Consider the following 20,354-nt stretch of genomic DNA (forward strand, 5'->3'; position numbering starts at 1 on the left):
CTGATTGCCACATTCTGGTGGACGGACTGACTGACCTGAAATACCAAAACAATATGCAAAGCAGTTGCTGATTATTCTGGTATCAGAAACTGTTGCAGATTGTTCAATCTGCGAAAATGGGCCGTGGGTGGGCTAAATTAAAATGATGATTGACAACCCGGTTAAACCGGGATTTTTCTGCTTAATCGTTCGCTTTTTCATCAGGCCCAGCAGGAACCTATCTTGCTCGGAAAGCAACATCTTTCCCCCGGAAGATTGAACAAAGAAAAAAGCCCCAAAAATAAAAAACCGGGTCCCCCAAAGGGGACACCCGACCCGCCAAGCACTACCGCCAGAACACGTGCAATTGCACCGCCATCTTTTCAATCCAGTTCATTTCTACCTTCATTAGCCCCGGCACTGCCTTGAGGTCGGCGCCCTCCGGGGCCGCCAAGCCGCGTGCCACGGCTACCCCCTTGACGGCCTGGTTAACCGCCCCGGCACCAATGGCCTGGAGCGCGGCCTGCCCGCTGTTCTTTCTCAGCACTCTATACACAGCCCTGCAGAGTTTTCTGGCGTCTGTTCTGGAAGATACCCTGAGCAGTTCCAAACATCATTCCTCCCGCAATTTACTATCCCACGAAACGCATCATTTCCGGCGTGGCCCATATTTCTATCACCGTCGCCACCGCGAGTAAGGAACCACTGTCCGCCGGAACACCGCGGCCTTCCGCTCGAAAGCGGCCCCGTACATCCCGGCGCCACACGCCAGGAACAGCGCCGAAAATTTCGGTACACCATGGGGCACAAGCCCGGCGGCGAGCAACGCCGGGGACGCACCCGATTTCCAGAAGACGTAGCACGCGCCGGACAGGACGGCCCCGTTTACCGCCAGCACCAGGGCGGGGACCAGCCGGATGGAGGGCGCCGTCTTGATGAAAAGCAGTTCTGCTAGGAATAGCACCCTCAACACTGGAGGGGAACCTGCGGTTATGTACAGGGTCGAAAATGAAGGCCGCCGGATTCCCTCTGGCGGCCTCCGATTCTTCGGAGAGGAGACTTTTCAGCAGACTTCTTAAGTAGAGTAGGCCCTGGCACAAACCAGTTTCAAGCATAAGAACAAGAGCAGTACAGACCTTGTGAGGCCAAGCAGTTTCTCCCCTTTCGAGCGAGTATCCCCCTCAAGCGGGTGCGCCATCTTATACCAGGAATCTGAAAGTGTGCCAGATAGCCCCTCATCTAACCGTACGTGCGGTTTTCCCGCATACGGCTATCCGACACCATTCACGTAAGGCATTCGCAGGTCAGCCTTGAGCCAATCTGTACAACCCCATTTTCTTTAATATGAAACGGAGCTGAGGTCAACAAAAGGCATAAAAAGACAACAACTTAAAAAGTAGCCTGTTAAGAATAATTGTTGTTCCTTATCAATTACCCGCCTTTCGGAATAACTTCGTAACCAAGGGATTCCAGGCGCCCTCAAAGGAAAATTAACAGACATTACCCACGAAAACTGGCCCGGAACCGGTTGGTGACTGCTTCTAACTACGTCCTGATGGGAGATAAAATAAGTCCGCAGGAACCAGCCGGTCTGGTTATGTAATAAATGGGTGCCACCATCTGCGGGTTTCGAATTCCTAACTTAAGGTTACTTAAAGTTGACCTGCTGCTAGAATTTTCTTTATCCTGACTTTATTGCCCGGACGAAAAGCTTTTTATTTTTCGCCAGGATAATGATATAATTATTTCAAAAATCGTGGATAGAACCGGCCTTGCCGCCGTAGCGAAACAGCTGGCTGGAGACTAGGGAAATGTTTAACCGTCGCCAACGCTTGTTCGTTTTTCTTGTGCTGGCCATCGTGCTCATCTTCTTTACATACTTTTTAGGCAGCCATTTCCTCCCTTTTATTCTAGGGGGCATTTTCTCCCTCTGTATTGAGCCCCTGGTGGTGCTATTGGAGCGCCATTTGAAGCTTCCCCGGAAACTCGCCTCTCTTTTCGTCTTAATCGTCGTGGTAATGGTTCTGGCCGGGTTAGCTTTAACAATCCCCGCTCTGGTGGCCAGCGAGATCCTCCGGTTGGCTGAAAAGTTAATGTCTTCCACTCAAGAATTGCAAAGGCAAATTGGTTTTTTAACCAATCACCTGCAGCTTTTCACGTTGAAATTTCCCCCTTTTCTTTTTGAATGGTGGCAAAGGGAAATGGCCCGGGCCGGGCAGGCCCTTTCTTCGGAAATGCTGGTTTTCAGCCGTAAACTGATCGGATTTGCCATCGGCCTTCCAGGTAAAATAATCATGCTCCTCTTTGCCTTTCTCGCCTCATACTTTTTAAGCGCCGGCTTACCTGTTTACCGCCAGCGGATTCGCCTGGCCTTACCGGAATCCTGGCGGGAACTGGTTGGAAATTTGGCTCGTAGTGTTTTCGTAGCCCTAATCGGATTTCTCAGGGCACAACTAATTTTGACCGGGGCCGTTGCCCTGGTTCTTCTCGCCGGCCTTCTGATTGCAGGCGCACCCTACGCTTTGGCCGTTGCGCTCCTGGCTGCGCCATGCAGTATTCTGCCGTTGGTGGGGACCGGCCTTGTCCTGGTCCCGTGGGCGATCTGGGCCGCTGTTTCGGGAAACAGCCTGATGGCCGCCGAGTTGCTCGGTTTAATGGTTGTCGCGGCTTTAGTTCGGCATACTCTGGAGCCGAAAGTGCTGGGGGATGAAGTTGGCTTGAGCCCTCTGGCCATTTTAGTGATCGTTTACGTCGGATACGATGTTATGGGCTTGAAAGGAGTCTTCCTCGGTCTGGTCCTGGGGGTGACCTACAAGGCGATCATAACGGAAGAAAGGATCCCGGCGGATTCGGAAAAAAAACGTTGATCTGATGCGCGGGAATGATTTTTTTAGTACCACCAGGAATGTTGCGTAACGTCAGTGGAACGCGGCGGCAATACCCTGTTCCACAAGCGCAAGAAACGGTATTGTTAACGAGACCGGGGATTACAGTTGGCCCATCTTGCCCCACAAGCAGGTGGGGGAAAAATCACTCATTCCGTTGACGCATGTGATTGGTGGGTACCCGCACCGGCGTAATGGGATGGAACATTCGGGTCAAATACGGACAGCCGCATCCTCTTGAGCCGGTGGTAGAAATTGTCCCAATAGCGCAGCCCGGGCCTGGTAAACAGTTTTTCTTTGAAAGCGGTATATTGAACCCTCCAGAGCAGATCTTGCGCAGTAACGTCGGGGGTTCCCGACGTCCAGGCGTGGAATGGCGAAGGGACCGGTTTTTGCCGTTACCATGCCAGGCTGGGTGGTGTAGCAAAACCGGTAACCGAGCGACTGGGCTATTTCGACCAGCCTTTCGTTATAAACCCCGTATGGCCAGGCAATTTGCTCCACCGGCCGGTGCAGTTTCTTCTCCAATAAGTCTCGGGCGGCGGCCAGGTCGCTGACAACCCTTTGCCGGTACTCTTCTTCCGTTTCCAGGCGATTTTCCCTGCGGAGCCAGATCCGGTTGGCCAGGACCGGTTTGGGGTTACCCTCCGGGGTGGTAGGCGCGCTATAATGGCTGTGGTCCGTATGAACGAAAAAACTGATTCCATTTTCCTGCATTTCCCGCATCTCCGGCCAGGTGAGGTATTCGAGGCCGCCTACTTTCCTGCCTGCCCAGGCAGTAATCATAAAGGAGGTAGTAGGTATCCCCCCGGCTTTTCAATTCCGGGTAGTACTACAGCGTAAATTCCTTCTTTGAACCTTGACAATTACCCAGATTCCAAGAGCTTCTTTTTCCGGTGAGACTGGTAAGCGACATAGTTACGTCTTAAATGGTATCTTAATTCTGCCAGGGCCGTACGGATCCTCACCGGGTCCCGGGTAAAAGCCGCCCCAACTAGGCGATAGGCCTGCAGCATGGTCAGTTTTTTTAAAAAGCGCACCCGAATCTCAAATACATTCAGGGGGTGTGAAAAAATTTTGTTTTTCGGGACAAGATGTGTTGGAGGGATAGCGTATTCTACTAAATATTTACATCTGCCGGTAGCGACTGGGGGACATGCCTATGGCACGGCTGAAAACCCGGCTGAAATAGTTGGGATCAGGGTACCCCACCTGCCGAGCCACTTCTCCCACGGGCAAATCCGTCTCGACCAGCAATTTTTTAGCTTTTTCAATGCGCAGGCGCAGCACGTAATCTGAAAAAGTGCATCCCACCTGTTCTTTGAAAGCTCGACTGAAATAACCCGGACTCAGGAAAATTACTCGCAACAAATCGGTGAGGGAAAGCTCACGCTGATAATTTTCATGGATATAAGCCAGGGCTCTTTTAATTGCCTCGGTCACCGGTTTGCCGCCCTGATCACCGGAATAACTATTTCCTGCTAACACCAGTTCCATCAGCCAGCTTTCCATTTCTTCAACTGAATGGCATAGGGAAAGCTGCCGGGCGAATTTATTGTACACCTGAATCATTTCTTCATCCTGATCCCCCATGTGCCCCATACTGCGTGAATATGCCACCAGTACACCCATTAGCCTAGCTTTAATCAGGTAAAGGTCGGCACTGGGGTTATCGAAAACAGAAATCAGAAATTCTCGAAACACTTGGCGGATTTTTTCCACGTCGCCGCTGCGCAAAACTTCTAACAATTCTTTTTCACGGGCCGTATATACTCCTCCATCCCTGTCAACCTTATGCTCCAACTCGTCCACGTGTACCACCCGCTCGGGGCCTAGATAGAACATGCCCAGATGGGCCGCGGCTTGAGCTTCCCAGGCCGCACGGGGCAACTGGCTGATATCTTCACAGAAACGGGCCAGCCCAACAGTAACTCCAAGGGAAAGCTTGTCGGCTGCGGTTTCAATGATATCATTCGCCAGACAGCATAAACACTGTTCCTGCTCCGGTTCCCGGCTTCCCCAGAGACCGATCAACATGCGATCGCTGATCGGTAGACATATCCCGCAGGGATGACGGCTTAAAGCTTCTTCCACCAGTCCCTGCAATTGATAGCGGAGCAACTCGAACCTGGTCAGGACAGCAGGATTATCCTCAAGCCGGTTTTCCATACACACGCCGAAAGCAACCCGGGGTAGCACATCCAGCTTCGCCAGCCGGGCCTGCCGTTCTACTGCAGACCGTTCTTCCCATAAACCCCAGATAAGGCTCAGACCCAGGTTGACCCGTAACCATGGAAGGGCCTCGGCCAGTTGTTCCTGAATCTTTTTTCGTTCCTCCTGCTCTTCCCGCTCCCGCAAAAGTTGCAGCCGCGTATTTTTCAATACCTCCACCAATTCCTGAGCGCGTATGGGCTTGAGCAGGTAATCTACTACCCCAATGCGCAGGGCCTCCTGGGCGTAATCAAATTCGTTATAAGCGGTGAGGAAAATGATGGCGCTGGAGGGTAAAATATTTCTTATATCCCGTGCGGCGGATAAACCATCCATCCCCGGCATTTTAATATCCAGCAAAACGATATCCGGCTGCAGATCCTTAGCCAGGTACACGGCTTGTCGGCCGTTCCGCGCTTCGCCCACCACTTCGAAGGGTTCCCCGGCCCGTTCCAAAATAAGGCGAATAGCCTGCCTTTCCAGGTATTCGTCCTCAGCAATTAAAAGCCGCATTTTATTTGTATTGTCCATAAACACCACCTGCCGGATTATTTATGCCGGGCCGGAATCAACACTTTCACTGTAGTACCTTCTCCCGGTGAACCGAAGATTTCCAAGCCACAATCTTCACCGAAGCAGTGCCGCAATCTCTGATATACGTTGCTCAACCCAAGGCCGGTGGTATGTCCCTGCCCGGACCTGTTGCCTTCCAGAACATGGCATACGACCCCCGGTTCCATTCCAAGCCCGGTATCGCGAACTTCAATGCAAACCTTCTCTCCGTAACATTGGACGGTAATGAAAATAGTTCCTCCATCTTCCTTGGGTTCCAGCCCGTGCACGATGGCGTTTTCCACCAGCGGCTGCAGAGTCATGATCGGAATCACGGCGTCCAGTGCCTCAGGCTGGGCTTGAATCTGTACATCAATGTGATCTCCATACCGGGTTTTCTGAATGAACAGATAGTTAGAAATATAATCCAACTCTTCCCGTAGGGGAACTATTTGATCAATCTTGCGCAGCGTGTGCCGGAGCAGCCGGGACAGCGCATGGATCAACTCTTCGGTCTGGGAGGCCCCCTCAATCATCGCCAGCCGGCAGGCGGCATTGAGCGTGTTGAACAGAAAATGGGGGTTGACCTGGGACTGCAAGGCGCGCAATTCCAGCTGGTGCATCACCCGCTCCATATCGGCCTTCTCCTTAAGCTGCTGGGTGAGGCGCTGGCTGGTAATGCGGGAGACGCTCATTTCCACTATATAGTTGGCCACGATCTGCAAAAGTTCCCCCGCTGCCCGGATCTTTTTCTCCGTGACCACCTCTATTTTCTTCAGGGCGTTGCACAGTTTTTCTTCATCCAAACCGAACCGGTGGGCTAAGCTTCTGATTTGCTGCAGCTGTTCCTGAGATGGTGGCTCCAGCAATACCTGCCCGCAGAGAACAGCCCCCCAATACACACCGTCTACAATCAAGGGGGCAGCCATGTCGATCAGTGTACAGTGGCACTGGTAAAGGCTCAGGCTGTTCCACCTGGCCGCCGCCTCACCACCACGCCGGTCCGATTCGTAACACCCTTTCTCACCCACCGGCGAGGAGCGCACCATTTGGCAGAACTCACTGAAATTACTGGGAATGGTGACGGGTGACCCGTCCACATCCACAACAATGGCGGCCACGCTGGTGGCCCTGGCAAATTTATCAACCAATTCCTGCATTATCGATACTTCGATTATTTCCCTCAAATATCCGTGCACCGGCAGGCCATAAATGGATTCTACCATCCCTGGAACCCTTCTTTCCACTGTTCCTTATTGCTTTTATTATCAACATTTATTTTTCAACAGTCAACGGAAAAAGCTGCTGCTATATGGCAAAAGCCTTCAGCGCTAGATTACATCGCCGAAGGCTCATTGCAAAGATCTTTTATGATTTCAAGCAACTTTTTCCCCGGCACTCTCCGCGGGTTTACTCGCCGAAATAGCAGTGTGAAGGTTACCAAGCGCCTTTCCAATGGTAAGGTTGTACAAAAATCCCCCGATTACAGCACCAGCAATGGGACCCAAAATGGGCACCCAGAAGTAGCCATCAATACCCGGCAGTACCACCCGTCCCCATCCAGCCATTGCGGCAAAAAGACGGGGACCAAAATCGCGGGCCGGATTCATTGCGTAGCCGGTGATACAACCGGCGGAAAGACCAATTACCACTATATACAGACCCAGCATAAAAGGCCATAAATTAGCCAAAGGAAGACTTTCGTTTAGTGGATCGGTTAATAACATAATTACAAACATCAATAATGCAGTTAAGACAACCTCTACAATAAAAGCATGCAAATTGTCCGGCACGAAATCGCTGCGGAATGTACAAAATACTTTCGAAGTTAAAATACTGGGGTCCGTTCCTCTAATTATATGCTGGGCGGCTTCAAAAGCCCTGAACGCCGGCCAGTAAAGGGCGTAAACCAGGGCGGCACCGATAAACCCTCCCGCCGTTTGAGCAAGGCAATAGGGAACAACTTTGCGCCAGGGAAACTTGCCCATGGCAGCAAAAGCAACGGTTACTGCAGGATTCAGGTGGGCACCGCTGATCGGGACCGTCATATATACGGCGACAGCGATGGCAAGACCCCAGGCCAGGGTCACGCCGACGAAATCCTTAACCGCACCCACCAGGATGAGGGCGGCTACTACTGCATCACCAAAGAAGATAAAAAAGGCCACACCCATCATTTCGGCAAGCATTTGCCGGGACAGCGAATCTTTCATTTCAACCTGCCTCCTTATTTATTTTTCCTTTGCCGGTCTCCCACATACTTAATTGTCGCCTGACACTTTTTCTTCCATGTTCGCCCATCCCACCCCCTCGTACTGATAAGAACGCAGCGCTTCTTCCCCCCGCAGGACCCTCAACACACCCTCGGCCAGGGCTGCCATCTCGTCCTCGCCGGGGAAAACAAGCACCGGGGCAATAAACCCGACTCGCGTCCTTATTTCTTCCACCACGCGTCGGCTGTAGGCCAGCCCTCCGGTAAGCACGACGGCATCCACCCGGCCCGCAAGCACCGCCGCACAGGCCCCAATTTCCCTGGCAACCTGGTAACACAACGCGGTAAAAATAAGGTCAGCCTCCTCATCTCCGGCAGCGGCCCGCTCTTCCACCTCCCTGGCGCTATTGGTCCCCAGGTAAGCGACAAATCCTCCCCGCCCGTTGATCAGGCGGAGCAGTTCTTCCCAGGTGTACCGGCCACTAAAAGCCAGGCGCACCACATCTGCCGCCGGAAGGGAGCCGCTGCGCTCGGGTGTAAACGGCCCTTCCCCGTCCACTCCGTTGTTTACATCCACCACTCGTCCCCGGCGGTGTGCGCCGATGGTGATCCCGCCACCCAGATGAGCCACGATCAGATTTGCTTCTTCGTATTTTTTACCCAGCTCTTGCGCCGCCCACCTGGCTTGGCGCTTCTGGTTCAACGCGTGAAACACGCTCCGCCGCCGGATCTGGGGCAAACCGGAAATCCGGGCCACCGGTTCCAGCTCGTCCACACAGATAGGATCAACGATATAAGAAGGGATGCCGTATGGGGAACCAAGTTTATGGGCCAGCAGGGCACCCAGATTGGAAGCATGCTGTCCGAAACGTTCTTCAGACAGGTCTTCAAGCATGACTTCATCAACTGCATATACACCGCCGGAAACCGGCTTGAGCAATCCGCCCCGGGCCGCAATGGCGGTGACCCCGCTCATATCGAAATTTTTGTTGTGCAACTCCCGGCGTAGGGCGTCGAGCCTGTAGTCAAGCTGGTCTACCACCCTGGGAAAAACCGCCAGTTCGTCCGCCGGGTGGGCGATATTTTCCACCCATTGTTTTTCGTCGCCTGTAAAAAAAGCAACTTTGGTTGAGGTGGAACCAGGATTGATTACAATAAGCCTTTCATTTATCTTTAAATCCCCCATAAAAATTCTTCCTCCCCTGTTGCTGCAAGATCAAAATATTTTTTCCCACAGCGCCTTATGGGGGCTGGAAATTACCTCTACGCCGACGATCAGACCATCTTCTACAGACGCCGTAGCCCGTCTTACCGCCGCCTGCACTGCGGCTACCTCACCCTGGAGGAATACTAAGGATTTACCGCCCAGGCCGCGGGCCAGACGGATCTCCAGCAATTGAACCTGACCGCCTTTGGCAGCGGCATCTCCTGCTCTGACAGCAGCCGCACAGGCGAAGGTTTCGATAATACCGAGCGACCCTCGTCCAGCAGGATCGGCCGCCGTGCCGGTCAGGGCCGGAATAACCGACGGATGCACCGTGCCCAGCACAAGCGAATCCACCACATTCCCGGCATCAAACTCCTCTGCCGTACGCACGGCATTGCGCACTGCACTCACTTCCCCGCAGACCATGGTCACAAACTTTCCCGGACAAACGGGAGTGGCCATTACCAGCTCTACCGGTGAAGATTTGAGCAGTGCATCAACAGCTGCTATGCCCCGGGCAATGCCCTGCCATTCCACCACGCCTAAAGCCTTTGTCAATCTCCATCACCCACTCTTTCTGCCTCGATTACCACTGCATCCGCGGATATCTGAGTTACACGACCGCTGACGCTGGCGTGAATCGGCACACCCAGTGCATCTTCCGGTACTTCCGCCACCACCTGGCCGGCCGCCACGCGTTCCCCCGGGCCGACCAAAGGCACCGCCGGCACACCCACGTGCTGCTTTAACAACAACCGCACCTGACGGGGCTGCACGCGCTCGTCCAGAAATGGCGCCGGTCGATCGTACCGGATCAATCCCAGCCGGGCTACCAGGCGTGCCACAGGTACCAGGCGGTACGACCGGTGGGAATGCACACCATGCAATTCACCTCCGGGCGGTTTAAACCCGCGGCGGGCCATTTTCTGTTTCAACCAGGCGTTCACCCTCCTGGGACTGAGCCCCATGGGGCAGGCAAAAGCTTCACACAGGCCGCATTCCGAACACAGCCAGGGAGCACCCCGGGCGACCAGTTCACCGGTTGAATAGGCCAGGCCGACCATATTGCGGTCCGGCCGCAGGCCGTGCCCCAGGAGGTAACGGGAGCAGAGTTCCGTACAGTAACTGCAGTGGCAGCACATCCCCCGCGCCCGCCTCAAGTCCAGGGTTATATCCACCCGTCTGCTTGTGATCAGGGGATGGTCAGCCGGCAGGATGATGAACCCGCCGGTAGTCCTGGTAACCACAGCACCGGAATCCACCAGGCGGCCCATCATCGGCCCGCCTTCAATAATTGCAAAATTTTCCACCTCCGGCCCGCCGGCCAGGGGCAGCAGGTCATTAACGGACGTCCCAAGCGGCACCCGCAGGGTCAGCGGCCTGTGCACCGCTCCGGTAACGGTAACTACTTTTTCGATTACCGGGCGGCCTTTTACGGCCTGATTTACGTTAAACAGGGTTTCCACATTATTGACCACCACTCCAACCTGGATGGGGATACCGCCGGGGGGGATAATCCGCCCGGTAACCTCATGAACCAGCACATGCTCGTCGCCGGCAGGATAGAAGTCCCCCAAAAAGTGCAGATCCACTACTACCGGTTCAGGATCTTCAGCCAGCGCTTCCTGAAGGGCGGCTACGGCAGCCTTATACTTGGCTTTAATTCCTATGGTGGCCCTGGCGGCACCGGTAGCAAGCATCATGGTTTTCAGCCCGCCAACCACTTCCTGTGCAGCCCGTCGGAGCAACTCCTGGTTACCCCGTAACAGCGGCTCACACTCAGCGGCGTTGGCAATCACCCACTCGGCCTGGCTTGAAGCCTTTACATAAGTGGGGAACCCGGCACCCCCCGCCCCTACAACCCCGAACTGCCGCAACAGGCTTATTGTTTCCTCTCTGATTAGCCCAATCACTGGTCAACCCACCTATTATTTAAATAATCCGGAAGCCGTCCACCAGCACGCAGCGGCGTTGACGGGTAAAGCTTCTGGCCGAAGTCAGGCCTTCCCCCGTAGGGCCGGCAATGGTAAAAGTACAGTAGCCCTCGCCACCGGCGCCGATACCGGCATAAGAAGGTGCATTTTTTACAAAAATGGTGGTCTTAACCGCCCGGGCAAATTCTGTCATGTAGTCGATATGTTTGGAGTGCATAATGGCTGTATGCCGGTTGTTACCCTCCACCCGCACGGCCAGTTGAATCCCCTCTTCCACATCACGTACCCGGACAACCGGCAGGACGGGCATCATCTGCTCATGGGTTACAAATGGATGGTCCCGGTCCGCTTCCATGATCACCAGGCGGGTATCACGACCCGTATCCACACCGATCCGCTTCAAAATAAAAGAAGCATCTTTGCCGACCAGGTCCCGGTTGAGCACTGCATGGCCGTCTCCGTCCTCCTGGAAAGTCAGTTCGAGCAACGCATCTGCTTCGCTCCCCCGTACCAAACAGGCTCCTTCTCGCTGCATCTGGCGGATCAGGTTGTCAGCCACTTCATCAACTACAATCAGAGCTTTTTCGCAGATGCAGGGCATGTTATTATCAAAACTGGCCCCCATAACAATATCCCGGGCGGCCCTGTCTATGTCGGCCGTGTGGTCTACCAGCACCGGCGGGTTACCGGCACCGGCCCCGATGGCCTTTTTACCGGAACCCAGGGCTGCCCTGACGACGCCAGAACCGCCGGTCACCACAAGCATGTTGATTCCCGGATGGTGCATCAACTGCCCGGCCTTTTCCACGGATGGGTCGCTAAGGCCCACAACCAGGCCGGAAGGACCGCCGGCACGGATGATGGCCTCATGAAGAATTTCGATGGTCTTCAGTGAAGTCTTCCCGGCTGAAGGGTGAGGGGAGAAAACCACCGCATTACCGGCAGCAATCATCCCAATACTGTTATTGATGATTGTGGCCGCCGGGTTGGTTACCGGGGTAATGGCACCAATTACGCCTACTGGAGCCATTTCGACAAGGGTCAAACCGTAATCACCGGTATAAGCGGTGGCCTTTAAATCTTCGGTGCCAGGTGTTTTCTGTGCCGCCAGGGTATTCTTCATAATTTTGTCCTCTACGCGTCCCCTTCCGGTCTCCTGGACGGCCATTTCAGCCAGCAGACGGACATTGGCCAGCGCCGCCTCCCGCATGGCCCGCACCAGCTCTTCCCGCCGGGTGAGGTCCATCAGAGCCAGTTTTTCCTGCGCCCGCCTGGCAACCTCCACCGCATCATCCAAACTGGAGAAGGCGCCGTGCACACCTTCTTCCTGCTGGTTTAACCTGGCCACAATTTTTTCTACAATGGCGTATATCTCAGCCTGTGCTACCTGCATACTTTAAACCTCCCTGTGATGTCTTCTTCAGGGGGCCGAAACCCGCAAGCTTTACCGGCACAGCAGCTGATTCCATTTCTCCGCTCCCGCCCGGGCCACTTCTATGTCTTCCTCAACGCTTCCGCCGCTGATGCCGATGGCCCCTACAATCCTGTTTTCTTGATAAAGGGGAATGCCCCCGCCGAATGGAACAATTTTACCCCCGTTGGTGGTATTGATGCCGTACAGCGGCCCGCCGGGAGCAGCCAGCACAGAAAGCTTTTCCGTTTCCATCTTCAAGGCCACCGCCGTAAAGGCTTTACCTGCAGCAATATCCAGGCTGGCCAGCAGTGCCCCGTGCATGCGTTCCAGCAGTACGGGGTTGCCTGCTCCATCGGCCACCACGATCACCATGGGCACCCCAATCTGGCGGGCTTTCTCTTCTGCCACAGCTGCGATCTGTCTGGCTATTTCCAGAGTAATCGCTTCCTTCACAGTACCACCCTCCTTAATTTTTTCCAGTACTCCGGCCATGACCACCTGTACGAGATGCTCATATGCCTCCACCCTCGCCAGGACATACAGCAGGTCGGAAAGGCGATTTAAATACCTGATTACCTCTCCCCGCACAACTTCCAGTCTGGAGAGCCGTACCACCAGGCGTTCTGCCCGGCGGGTGATGGTTCGGGCCAGGTCAAAGGCCGCTTCGGCGGGGATATGCCCGGAAACCACGAACCCGCGCCACGGGGGAATTCGCTCAAGTCCCCCGTCTATGTCCTTTTCCAAACGGCCGACCATCGCATCCTCCACTCGGGTTCCCCCTGCAGGCGGTTCCGGACGGGCCAGCTCGGCACCCACCACAAACAGCTCTTTTTGTACCCTGGCGGCCACCTCCTGAACCCATGTACAGCGAGCCAGCGAACGTCCCAAAGCCAGTGCCGCCCCTGCTTCATCCACTGTACCATAAGCGCCGACCCTGAGGCTGTCCTTGCCTATCCGGGTTCCACCCAGAAGAAATGTTTCTCCCCGGTCACCGGTACGGGTATAAACCCTTGGCGCACGATTTTTTTCCACTATCCGACCACCCACTTTTTACCGTTTCCTCACCGGCTGCCGGCTAGCTCCACAGTATCTACAATACCCACAATGGCCGCATCCACCGGTACCGGACCGTCCGCGTCCGTCATTGTTCTTGAGGCAGGTGACCCCATAACTGCCAGGACTATTTCCCCTACACCAGCTCCAACGGTGTCCACAGCAACAAATTCCCCTGATTCCGCCTTTTTCCCCGGTTGCATGGGTTCAACTACCAGGAGCTTGAAGCCGGTCAATCGCTCGTCCTTCCGCGTGGAAACAACTGTACCAATCACCCGTCCCAAAATCATCCTTTTTTTCGCCTGCCTCTCTTTAAAACCGGTTACCCTGAAATTCATCAGGTTCATATCTCTTCAACCCGCCAGCCGGCATCCCGGATTATATCCCAGGCCAGTGGTGTAACCAGTGTTCCCCTGGGAATTCTGACCACACCGTTATTGTTCACGAGTGCACCCAGCTCCATGCGGGTGATCACCATGCGCCGGTCGGAACGCTGCTCCACTGCCGGCACCCTGGATAAAACTTCAGGCAACTGGTAGAGGCTTTCAGGCACGTTCTTCTCCTCCAGTAACGGCTGAGGAGTAGTTTCGTGCCCAGCCAGCCTTTGAATCCTTTCTTCCAGAACACAACCCAGTTCCCCGGCTGATACCAGGGTAACCCCGTAACCCGCAATTTTTTCTAGATTATCTTTCATAGCCTGTACCAGTGCCGGATGACCACGATTCATTCCCAAACGGGCAAAACCCTCACCGGTTGGGTCTGCCGCATCCCTGGCTGCTACTACCGGCAACCCGCGCATCAGGGCATCCACCAGCACCTCTGCCGCTGCCGAGTCCAGCAGCAGCGAAGCCAGGCGGGCTGCTGTGGTCCGGGTAAGTATGGGTACAACCACCAGATCACAAAGCTTAAGGACCTCTGTGTTCCTGCCACGACTGTTTTCTCCCTCAACCAGAACCTCAACAGCCTGCAGTTCCTGTCCCCACTTTTCAGGTGAATGAATGGCCGTCGCCGACCGGGAAAAAAGGATGAAGTATTCCAGTCCCACCCCTCGCTTCTTCTTCAGGTGCGCCAATCCTTCCAGGGCAGCCCGTGCCCCGATAGTTCCGCCCGTAACTACCACCATTATCCTGCGGTGCCCGGGAAGAGGTGGTACAGAAACTGGTGGCCTGTTCAGGCGGCGTAATACCTCTTCCACTATTCGACTCACCAGCTCATCATTGGGCATTTAATCTCGCCTCCTTTAGCCGGCCGGACAGTAAAGGGCAATTCCCAGCGGGGTCACCAGCAGGGGTTCCGGCGGACATAGCACGGGGACATCCAGTTGACGCCGCATTACGTCAACAAAACCATGAAAAGAAAACGCACCGCCAACCAGGTAGACGTTGGAGACATCCCATCCCCGGAGATGGCGCCGCACGATAGCCGCCACCTTCTCCATCACCGGGCGGACCAGTGGCAGCAGATCCGGCTGCCTGCCGGGATCCAGCTTCATGGCCTCTGCCTCGTTAAAAGACAGGCCATAATGACCGCTGATCACCAGGGTAAAGTGAGTACCGCCTGTGGGCTCATCGGCAGTGTATACTACCTTCCCTTCATTAAGGATGGAAATGCCCGTCGTCCCTCCACCTACGTCCACCACCGCCCCATCCCGCACCCCCAGCACCGCGGATGCAGCAGTAGGTTCATCGACCACACTCAGCACCTGAAGTTCCGCACTTTCAACCACGTGCCTGGTAGCTCTGGAATCCCTGTTTCCGGTTCCCGGAGGTACGGCAGTGGATGCTATGGTTAATTCCGCTCCCAACACTGCGCGCAGGTTGTTCACCAGGCGCCGCACTATATCCACGGCCCCCACATAATCCACCACCAGACCATCCCGCACCACCTGTGCCGGTTTCATTGCCCCGGCAACGGGTCTGCCTGTCTCGTCAACCACCGCCACCACAACATTGGCCGTACCGAGGTCGACACCTACACGCAGGCGCCCCTGCCAGGTTTTAAGCGGTTCACCCATACGGGACTTAAAAGAACTGATTAGCTCATTCGCCCGGACCAGCTGTTCCTCAGACATCAATGATCACCTGCACGTAATCCCCGTTATTAAGACCGGCTGCATTGGCCTCATCAGTATCGATGTGGATTTCGAGGCGGTACGCGGGTGACACACGGATTAAAACCCGGTCGAAAATTACCCTCCGCAATCCTTCCGCCCGTACCCGCACCAGATCCCTGTCTTTAAGCCCCCAGCGTTCGGCCACATCGGCAGGCATGTGAATATGGCGCCAGGCCAGTATTACACCCTCCTCCAGGTTGATGGCCTGCCTGGGACCAACCAGAACTGCCCCGGGAGTCCCCGCCAGATCACCCGAATCCCGAACTGGAGGATCGATGCCCAGAACATACGAATCGGTACGGGAGATTTCAACCTGTGTTTGTCCCCTCGGTGGACCAAGGACGCGCATGTTCTGGAGTACACCACGCGGCCCAACCACTGTTACACATTCCCTGGCCGCATACTGACCGGGCTGCAGCTCCCTGATGGGAGTCAGGCTATATCCAGGGCCGAAAACTGCCTCAACATGCTCAGGCGATAGATGAACATGACGGGCTGATATTCCCACCGGCACCCGCAGGATTTCGTGTTCCGCCGCCTGCTGCCGCCATTGGACCTGCGCCACTACCGCACGCACCACGGCACGCATGATGTCCTCGGAAATTTCCTGCGGCAATGCAGTCATTGACTGTTTCATCTCCAAGCCGCTTCACCTACCTGTATTTTCCCCTATTCCGGGAGCACCGGTGACCCTTCACCAGTTTTATGTCAGCATTTTCCGGTACCATAATGCAGGCAGAAGGAGTGTAGTTCCCCTTTGTGTAGGGAGCAAATCGGATCACCGCAAAGGTTACATGTTTCAGTGCCTGCGACGCCGCTCGCGTCCGCTTCGGGTTTCTCTGTTTCCAGAACCGGAGTTGTGTGTTTTTTTTTCCTCAGGCTCCAAATCTTCTGTAGCAGACTCCACTTCCGCTTTTTCGTCTCCTGCTTCTTCCCCTGTCACGGAAACTGTAGCGGCAGTCACGGGCGACTCGTCTTTGGCGGTCAGCTTTGCCTTGAAGCGACCACCGCCTCTGGTTTCGGGGCCGATGATAAGATGTTCCACTTCTAGATGGGGACGAGGAATAACATGTGAAGATATTACCTTACCCACCCGCGAAGCAGCGGATACTCCCGCGCTGACAGCAGCCTTTACTGCCCCCACGTCTCCACGAATTTTAACCACTACCATTCCGCCGCCCCGTGTCAGCTCGTAGCCGACCATCTCCACATTAGCAGCTTTGACCATAGCATCGGCAGCTTCCACCGCTGCTACCAATCCCACAGTTTCAATAAGTCCCAAAGCCATGGTGGCCAATTCCCGGTCACCTCCTCCTATAAAAAACAATTGCTTATAAGGGTTTGAAGGGCAGCACTTTTACCAGCCGTGCCGCATTTGTGCCCACTACCCGTGCTGCTTCCGGCCTTAAATTGAGATGGGCAGTAAACACAGGCTGGTGCCGGCGGAGCTTGCAGTGGTGAATCACGGCTTTACCCTGGCCGTCAAGCCCAATACCTACTTCAAGCGGCGAAAGGCGGGCTGCCTGGTGGCCCAACTCTTCAGCATCCCCGTTTCCTTCCTGCACCACTACCGGCACCCCTTCTTCTTCCAGCCCCAACAAAACCTCCCGCACCATAACCTCGGAAACGTTTCGTAAGGGACGCATTAATACCACCCTCGGGCGTTCGCCAGTCCACCGGTTGTAAACTGAACTCATCGGCGTGCACCCCCCGCCTGACCATTAACTGCGGACAGAACCAGGCCTGTGGCCACCGCATTGCGCGGCCCTTCCGTCCCCCGGATATTGGCCCGACCCGTAACCACACCGTAATGGGCCAGCGCATCGGATATGAAGTGCGGCACTTCAAAGTCCAGGGCAGATCCACCCACGAGAACCACAAAATCAATAAGCCGGATGTTTTTTCCTGGTGCTACGTGGCTTAAAGCCCTGAAAGCGTTGGTGACAAATACCTTCTTTTTTGCCGCTCGGCGCACCGCGCGAATTTTTTCGACAGATCCATTTATCGTAACGGGAACCAGTTCGCCCCCCTCTTTAACCACCGTAACCCGGCCGAAAACGCCGGGATCCAGGGCCCGGTCATAGAAAACCACCGTTCCATCTTCCATACGAATGTGGAACAGGCTTTCCACTTTCGCCAGCGGGTAGCGTTTGATCTCTTCGGCCAGAAGGCGATCTTCCAGCCCCAATTCCGAAGCGATAAGCATGGTTACCAGCTCACCGGCTCCAGCCAGGTGAACAAAACTTAATCTACCTTCCTGATTAATAAAGGCTGCGTCAGTGGAACCACCACCCAGGTCCAGAATGGCCACAGGCCGGTCAACCCCGGGCGTGGTCATTGCACCCATAATGGCCATTTGGGCTTCCACCCCGCCAATCTCGACGCGGAGGTCCAGCTCCGCTTCCAGCTTGCGGGCAATCTCTTCCATGGGGAACCGGCTGGTTCTTACCATTGCTGCCAGGGCCACTGCGTTTTCGTTGGAAAACTCCCCGGCCAGGCCGCCAACCACCCTCTGGGGCACCAGCGTATCCACAGCAAGAATGTCCCTGATTCGGACCTGATCCCTGGACTGGCCGCTCAAATTGGCCATAACCTGCCGGACTTTTTCCAGCATCCCACCTACGTTGGTACCCGGAGTGCCACTGGCATCCACCAGCGGCCCCACGCGGTCTAAAGCGGCCATGATTTGTTCGGCCCCTTCCTCCAGATCCACATCAGCCCGGCCCCTTTCCCCTTCCAGGATCAACCGTCCGGCCGGAATGCGACGTTCCCTTACGTCTCCAGCAGGGGTTTTAATCACCACTGCAGAGCGATTACCCATGAGTGCCCGGGCCACAGGCACTACATTTCGGGTTTCTTCGGGAGTTAGATTGAAAACTGTAGCGATACCATAAGGATTTGATAATGTTTGAATTACACCGCCGGGCGGGGCCACCTCCACCGCTGCATGCATGGATAGGGGCACCCGCTCCAGAAATTGCACTTCGTCCACCACCGGGATGGGCTTTTTAACCCGGTTATAAATGAGCACCCCGTCATCCCGCTGGACAATAGCCCCCTGAACATCTACATCTTTATCCAGTGCCTGATTGATCAGGCTGGCGGCAATATCGTAGGTAATGCCTGCCGGAACCACGGCTACCACATGGTCACCCGGAGTACAGGACGGTAACCGGTCAACGACAACCGTCCTGCCTACTCCCAGGCCGGTGCCGCCCGGAGTGGCCGGGTTATGCCCGATCATGGTGGATTCCGTAATTACCGTTTCGGTAATGGCCTCCATGGCCACATCGGCAATTACAGGCGTGGCCTCATTTAAACGCAGAAGAGAGATGTCATTCAACCGGCAACCGGCACGGACCACAGCCTCTTCCAGCGCCCGCTTCACCCCGGGGACATTTTCCACCGTCCCCTTTACGCCGGTGGTAGGAACGAGCGAACTGGCCAGAAAACTGACCCGTCCGCCCGCCTCTATCTTAGCCAGGGCTACCTCAGTCGAGTTGTTCCCAATATCCACCCCTGCAATGATCGTCATTGCCTACGGCTCCTTATCCTTTGTCCTCTTCAGGCAGTGCGCAGCCTCCCGCGACGTTCGTAGACGTCGGCCGCTTCCCGCACAAAGGCAGCATTGATCCTGGCATTGTACTTTTGCTCCAGCTCATCGGCAATGGCCAGAAGCTCCGCCTTTGTTGATCTGTACGGCCTTAAGGCATTGTAAATCTCCAGGATACGCTCATCGGGTACCCCGGTCAGCTCTGCCGCCCGGCGGAAATTCTGGGCAAGCTGTTTACGGCCGCACGCTTCAGCAATCCGGGCCTGCATAAGCAGGGCGTCCGGCGTGATGCGTACGTCCTGAGGGGTAATTTTGCCGTTAAGAACGTTTTCGAGGGTTAAATCTTCCAGCTTTTTACCTGTGGCCGTTCTGATTAATTCGGGACGCTTTTCTGCCAGCGGGTAATCCTTCATGGGCTGCAGTTCGTCCTCGACTTTTTCATCTTTAGTGCAGGCTCCTGCCAATGCGTTAGCCTCGTCCGTAGCGATGCTCATCTGCTTGATAACCTCACGCACCAGTTGCTCTAAATAACGGGCATCCATGCCGGCACCTCCTCTCAAGAAAACCGGGGCTCCAGTTCTAAAGAACTGGCTCCGGGCACCACTAACTGTGTTTCTTTGATATGCATGACTGCCGCCCTGGCCTGGTACTTGGGCCGGGCCATTTGATCATTGCGAACCGGCACCGGATCCGGGTTCCCACCCTTGGCATAACGGGCTGCGTTCCGCCCTATAGCCCTGTATGTTTCCAAATCCAGAAGAGGTGACTGCGGAAAAAGTTCCAGGTTGCTTAAAGGAGGAAGGTCTTTCTGATGAATCACTGTTGTCCCACGGGATTGAAGTCCAATACCGATACCGGAACCTGAAAGTTTGGCTGCCTCATGAGATACAAAAGCCACATCCGATGTTCTTTTGACCCTAATTACCCGGGCGCGGCAGCCCTCTTCTTCAATACCGGCCATAATTTCCCGCAACACATCCGAGTGAGGCAGGCCAATTATGGTTTTGGTAAATTTATCACCAAATGCGGGGGCAAGGCCGATTACCACCTCGCTGCGGTCACTGCCGGGTCGTGCTTCCCCTTTTTCAGCCAACACCAGCCCCTGTATTTGTGCTCCTGTCGAAACAGCGGAAACCTTGTCCACATTGCCAGCATACCCGCTGCTTTGCAACCGCGACATTTCCTGTATTACCTGTTCCACAATCTTCTCAATCAACCCGCTGTTCACCACACCTTTTCAC

The 20,354-nt window shown here is 55.0% G+C and carries 20 protein-coding genes and 1 pseudogene; 1 reads left to right on the forward strand and 20 read right to left on the reverse strand.

Annotated elements, in window-relative coordinates; translation table 11 throughout:
* Positions 1 to 325: 325 nt before the first annotated feature.
* Together GFC01_RS13910 and GFC01_RS13915 are read right to left on the reverse strand one after the other, a co-directional pair.
* Entirely contained in the window at positions 326 to 589 is a 264-nt protein-coding gene (locus GFC01_RS13910) for a stage V sporulation protein S (protein WP_152947775.1), read from the reverse strand.
* A 66-nt stretch (positions 590 to 655) separates the two neighbouring features.
* Positions 656 to 943, reverse strand: coding sequence for a stage II sporulation protein M (locus tag GFC01_RS13915; RefSeq protein WP_194174960.1), 288 nt, complete (start codon positions 941 to 943; stop codon positions 656 to 658).
* An 847-nt stretch (positions 944 to 1,790) separates the two neighbouring features.
* Between GFC01_RS13915 and ytvI the strand changes: the two genes are divergently transcribed.
* Entirely contained in the window at positions 1,791 to 2,846 is a 1,056-nt protein-coding gene (ytvI, locus tag GFC01_RS13920) for a sporulation integral membrane protein YtvI (RefSeq protein ID WP_152947777.1), read from the forward strand.
* Between the two features lie 231 nt (positions 2,847 to 3,077).
* Here the strand turns inward: ytvI and GFC01_RS13925 are convergent, their stop codons facing one another.
* The 18 genes and pseudogenes from GFC01_RS13925 to GFC01_RS14010 form a co-directional block, all read right to left on the reverse strand.
* Positions 3,078 to 3,668 (reverse strand): polysaccharide deacetylase family protein, encoded by a 591-nt coding sequence (locus GFC01_RS13925; RefSeq protein WP_341473999.1) that lies wholly within the window; start codon positions 3,666 to 3,668, stop codon positions 3,078 to 3,080.
* Positions 3,669 to 3,992: 324 nt separating this feature from the next.
* Positions 3,993 to 5,606, reverse strand: coding sequence for a response regulator transcription factor (locus tag GFC01_RS13930; RefSeq protein WP_152947779.1), 1,614 nt, complete (start codon positions 5,604 to 5,606; stop codon positions 3,993 to 3,995).
* A 17-nt stretch (positions 5,607 to 5,623) separates the two neighbouring features.
* The gene (locus GFC01_RS13935) at positions 5,624 to 6,853 is read right to left on the reverse strand and encodes a sensor histidine kinase (protein WP_152947780.1); all 1,230 of its coding nucleotides are present in this window, start codon (positions 6,851 to 6,853) and stop codon (positions 5,624 to 5,626) included.
* Positions 6,854 to 7,003: 150 nt separating this feature from the next.
* Positions 7,004 to 7,840 (reverse strand): MIP/aquaporin family protein, encoded by an 837-nt coding sequence (locus tag GFC01_RS13940; RefSeq protein ID WP_152947781.1) that lies wholly within the window; start codon positions 7,838 to 7,840, stop codon positions 7,004 to 7,006.
* 48 nt (positions 7,841 to 7,888) lie between these two features.
* Positions 7,889 to 9,010, reverse strand: coding sequence for a butyrate kinase (buk, locus tag GFC01_RS13945; RefSeq protein ID WP_341474000.1), 1,122 nt, complete (start codon positions 9,008 to 9,010; stop codon positions 7,889 to 7,891).
* 45 nt (positions 9,011 to 9,055) lie between these two features.
* Positions 9,056 to 9,604 (reverse strand): BMC domain-containing protein, encoded by a 549-nt coding sequence (locus tag GFC01_RS13950; RefSeq protein ID WP_152947783.1) that lies wholly within the window; start codon positions 9,602 to 9,604, stop codon positions 9,056 to 9,058.
* Positions 9,601 to 10,959 (reverse strand): 4Fe-4S dicluster domain-containing protein, encoded by a 1,359-nt coding sequence (locus GFC01_RS13955; RefSeq protein WP_341473996.1) that lies wholly within the window; start codon positions 10,957 to 10,959, stop codon positions 9,601 to 9,603. Before GFC01_RS13955 ends, GFC01_RS13950 begins: the two co-directional genes overlap by 4 nt.
* A gap of 19 nt (positions 10,960 to 10,978) precedes the next feature.
* Positions 10,979 to 12,373, reverse strand: coding sequence for an aldehyde dehydrogenase family protein (locus GFC01_RS13960; RefSeq protein ID WP_152947784.1), 1,395 nt, complete (start codon positions 12,371 to 12,373; stop codon positions 10,979 to 10,981).
* 51 nt (positions 12,374 to 12,424) lie between these two features.
* The gene (locus GFC01_RS20015) at positions 12,425 to 13,426 is read right to left on the reverse strand and encodes a cob(I)yrinic acid a,c-diamide adenosyltransferase (protein WP_207707625.1); all 1,002 of its coding nucleotides are present in this window, start codon (positions 13,424 to 13,426) and stop codon (positions 12,425 to 12,427) included.
* Between the two features lie 29 nt (positions 13,427 to 13,455).
* Positions 13,456 to 13,785 (reverse strand): EutN/CcmL family microcompartment protein, encoded by a 330-nt coding sequence (locus GFC01_RS13970; RefSeq protein WP_341473997.1) that lies wholly within the window; start codon positions 13,783 to 13,785, stop codon positions 13,456 to 13,458.
* Positions 13,786 to 13,790: 5 nt separating this feature from the next.
* On the reverse strand, positions 13,791 to 14,672 hold the full coding sequence (locus GFC01_RS13975) for a hypothetical protein (RefSeq protein ID WP_152947785.1): 882 nt from the start codon (positions 14,670 to 14,672) through the stop codon (positions 13,791 to 13,793).
* 15 nt (positions 14,673 to 14,687) lie between these two features.
* Entirely contained in the window at positions 14,688 to 15,518 is an 831-nt protein-coding gene (gene eutJ / locus GFC01_RS13980) for an ethanolamine utilization protein EutJ (RefSeq protein ID WP_152947786.1), read from the reverse strand.
* Positions 15,511 to 16,185: a phosphate propanoyltransferase gene (gene pduL, locus GFC01_RS13985; protein ID WP_243137597.1), complete on the reverse strand. Its 675-nt coding sequence runs from the start codon at positions 16,183 to 16,185 to the stop codon at positions 15,511 to 15,513. The genes eutJ and pduL overlap by 8 nt, the downstream gene beginning before the upstream one ends.
* A gap of 405 nt (positions 16,186 to 16,590) precedes the next feature.
* A pseudogene (locus GFC01_RS20020) lies at positions 16,591 to 16,848 on the reverse strand (BMC domain-containing protein); the annotation flags it as partial.
* 43 nt (positions 16,849 to 16,891) lie between these two features.
* Positions 16,892 to 17,257, reverse strand: a complete 366-nt coding sequence (locus GFC01_RS13995; protein WP_152947787.1) for a glycerol dehydratase reactivase beta/small subunit family protein — start codon at positions 17,255 to 17,257, stop codon at positions 16,892 to 16,894.
* The gene (locus tag GFC01_RS14000) at positions 17,254 to 19,095 is read right to left on the reverse strand and encodes a diol dehydratase reactivase subunit alpha (protein WP_152947788.1); all 1,842 of its coding nucleotides are present in this window, start codon (positions 19,093 to 19,095) and stop codon (positions 17,254 to 17,256) included. Before GFC01_RS14000 ends, GFC01_RS13995 begins: the two co-directional genes overlap by 4 nt.
* Before the next feature lie 29 nt (positions 19,096 to 19,124).
* A complete protein-coding gene (locus GFC01_RS14005; RefSeq protein ID WP_152947789.1) occupies positions 19,125 to 19,655 on the reverse strand; it encodes a diol dehydratase small subunit in 531 nt (176 codons plus the stop codon).
* 14 nt (positions 19,656 to 19,669) lie between these two features.
* On the reverse strand, positions 19,670 to 20,344 hold the full coding sequence (locus tag GFC01_RS14010; protein ID WP_341473998.1) for a propanediol/glycerol family dehydratase medium subunit: 675 nt from the start codon (positions 20,342 to 20,344) through the stop codon (positions 19,670 to 19,672).
* Between the last annotated feature and the right edge of the window lie 10 nt (positions 20,345 to 20,354).

The organism is Desulfofundulus thermobenzoicus (genome assembly GCF_009428905.1).
Taxonomy (GTDB): domain Bacteria; phylum Bacillota; class Desulfotomaculia; order Desulfotomaculales; family Desulfovirgulaceae; genus Desulfofundulus_A; species Desulfofundulus_A thermobenzoicus.

Excerpts from the sequence above, each read along its gene's own strand:
- ytvI (WP_152947777.1), top strand. The coding sequence starts at position 1,791 with ATGTTTAACCGTCGCCAACGCTTGTTCGTTTTTCTTGTGCTGGCCATC.
- GFC01_RS13930 (WP_152947779.1), bottom strand. The coding sequence starts at position 5,606 with ATGGACAATACAAATAAAATGCGGCTTTTAATTGCTGAGGACGAATAC.
- GFC01_RS13935 (WP_152947780.1), bottom strand. The coding sequence starts at position 6,853 with ATGGTAGAATCCATTTATGGCCTGCCGGTGCACGGATATTTGAGGGAA.
- GFC01_RS13940 (WP_152947781.1), bottom strand. The coding sequence starts at position 7,840 with ATGAAAGATTCGCTGTCCCGGCAAATGCTTGCCGAAATGATGGGTGTG.
- GFC01_RS13960 (WP_152947784.1), bottom strand. The coding sequence starts at position 12,373 with ATGCAGGTAGCACAGGCTGAGATATACGCCATTGTAGAAAAAATTGTG.
- GFC01_RS13970 (WP_341473997.1), bottom strand. The coding sequence starts at position 13,785 with ATGAATTTCAGGGTAACCGGTTTTAAAGAGAGGCAGGCGAAAAAAAGG.
- GFC01_RS13975 (WP_152947785.1), bottom strand. The coding sequence starts at position 14,672 with ATGCCCAATGATGAGCTGGTGAGTCGAATAGTGGAAGAGGTATTACGC.
- eutJ (WP_152947786.1), bottom strand. The coding sequence starts at position 15,518 with ATGTCTGAGGAACAGCTGGTCCGGGCGAATGAGCTAATCAGTTCTTTT.
- pduL (WP_243137597.1), bottom strand. The coding sequence starts at position 16,185 with ATGACTGCATTGCCGCAGGAAATTTCCGAGGACATCATGCGTGCCGTG.
- GFC01_RS13995 (WP_152947787.1), bottom strand. The coding sequence starts at position 17,257 with ATGAGTTCAGTTTACAACCGGTGGACTGGCGAACGCCCGAGGGTGGTA.
- GFC01_RS14000 (WP_152947788.1), bottom strand. The coding sequence starts at position 19,095 with ATGACGATCATTGCAGGGGTGGATATTGGGAACAACTCGACTGAGGTA.
- GFC01_RS14005 (WP_152947789.1), bottom strand. The coding sequence starts at position 19,655 with ATGGATGCCCGTTATTTAGAGCAACTGGTGCGTGAGGTTATCAAGCAG.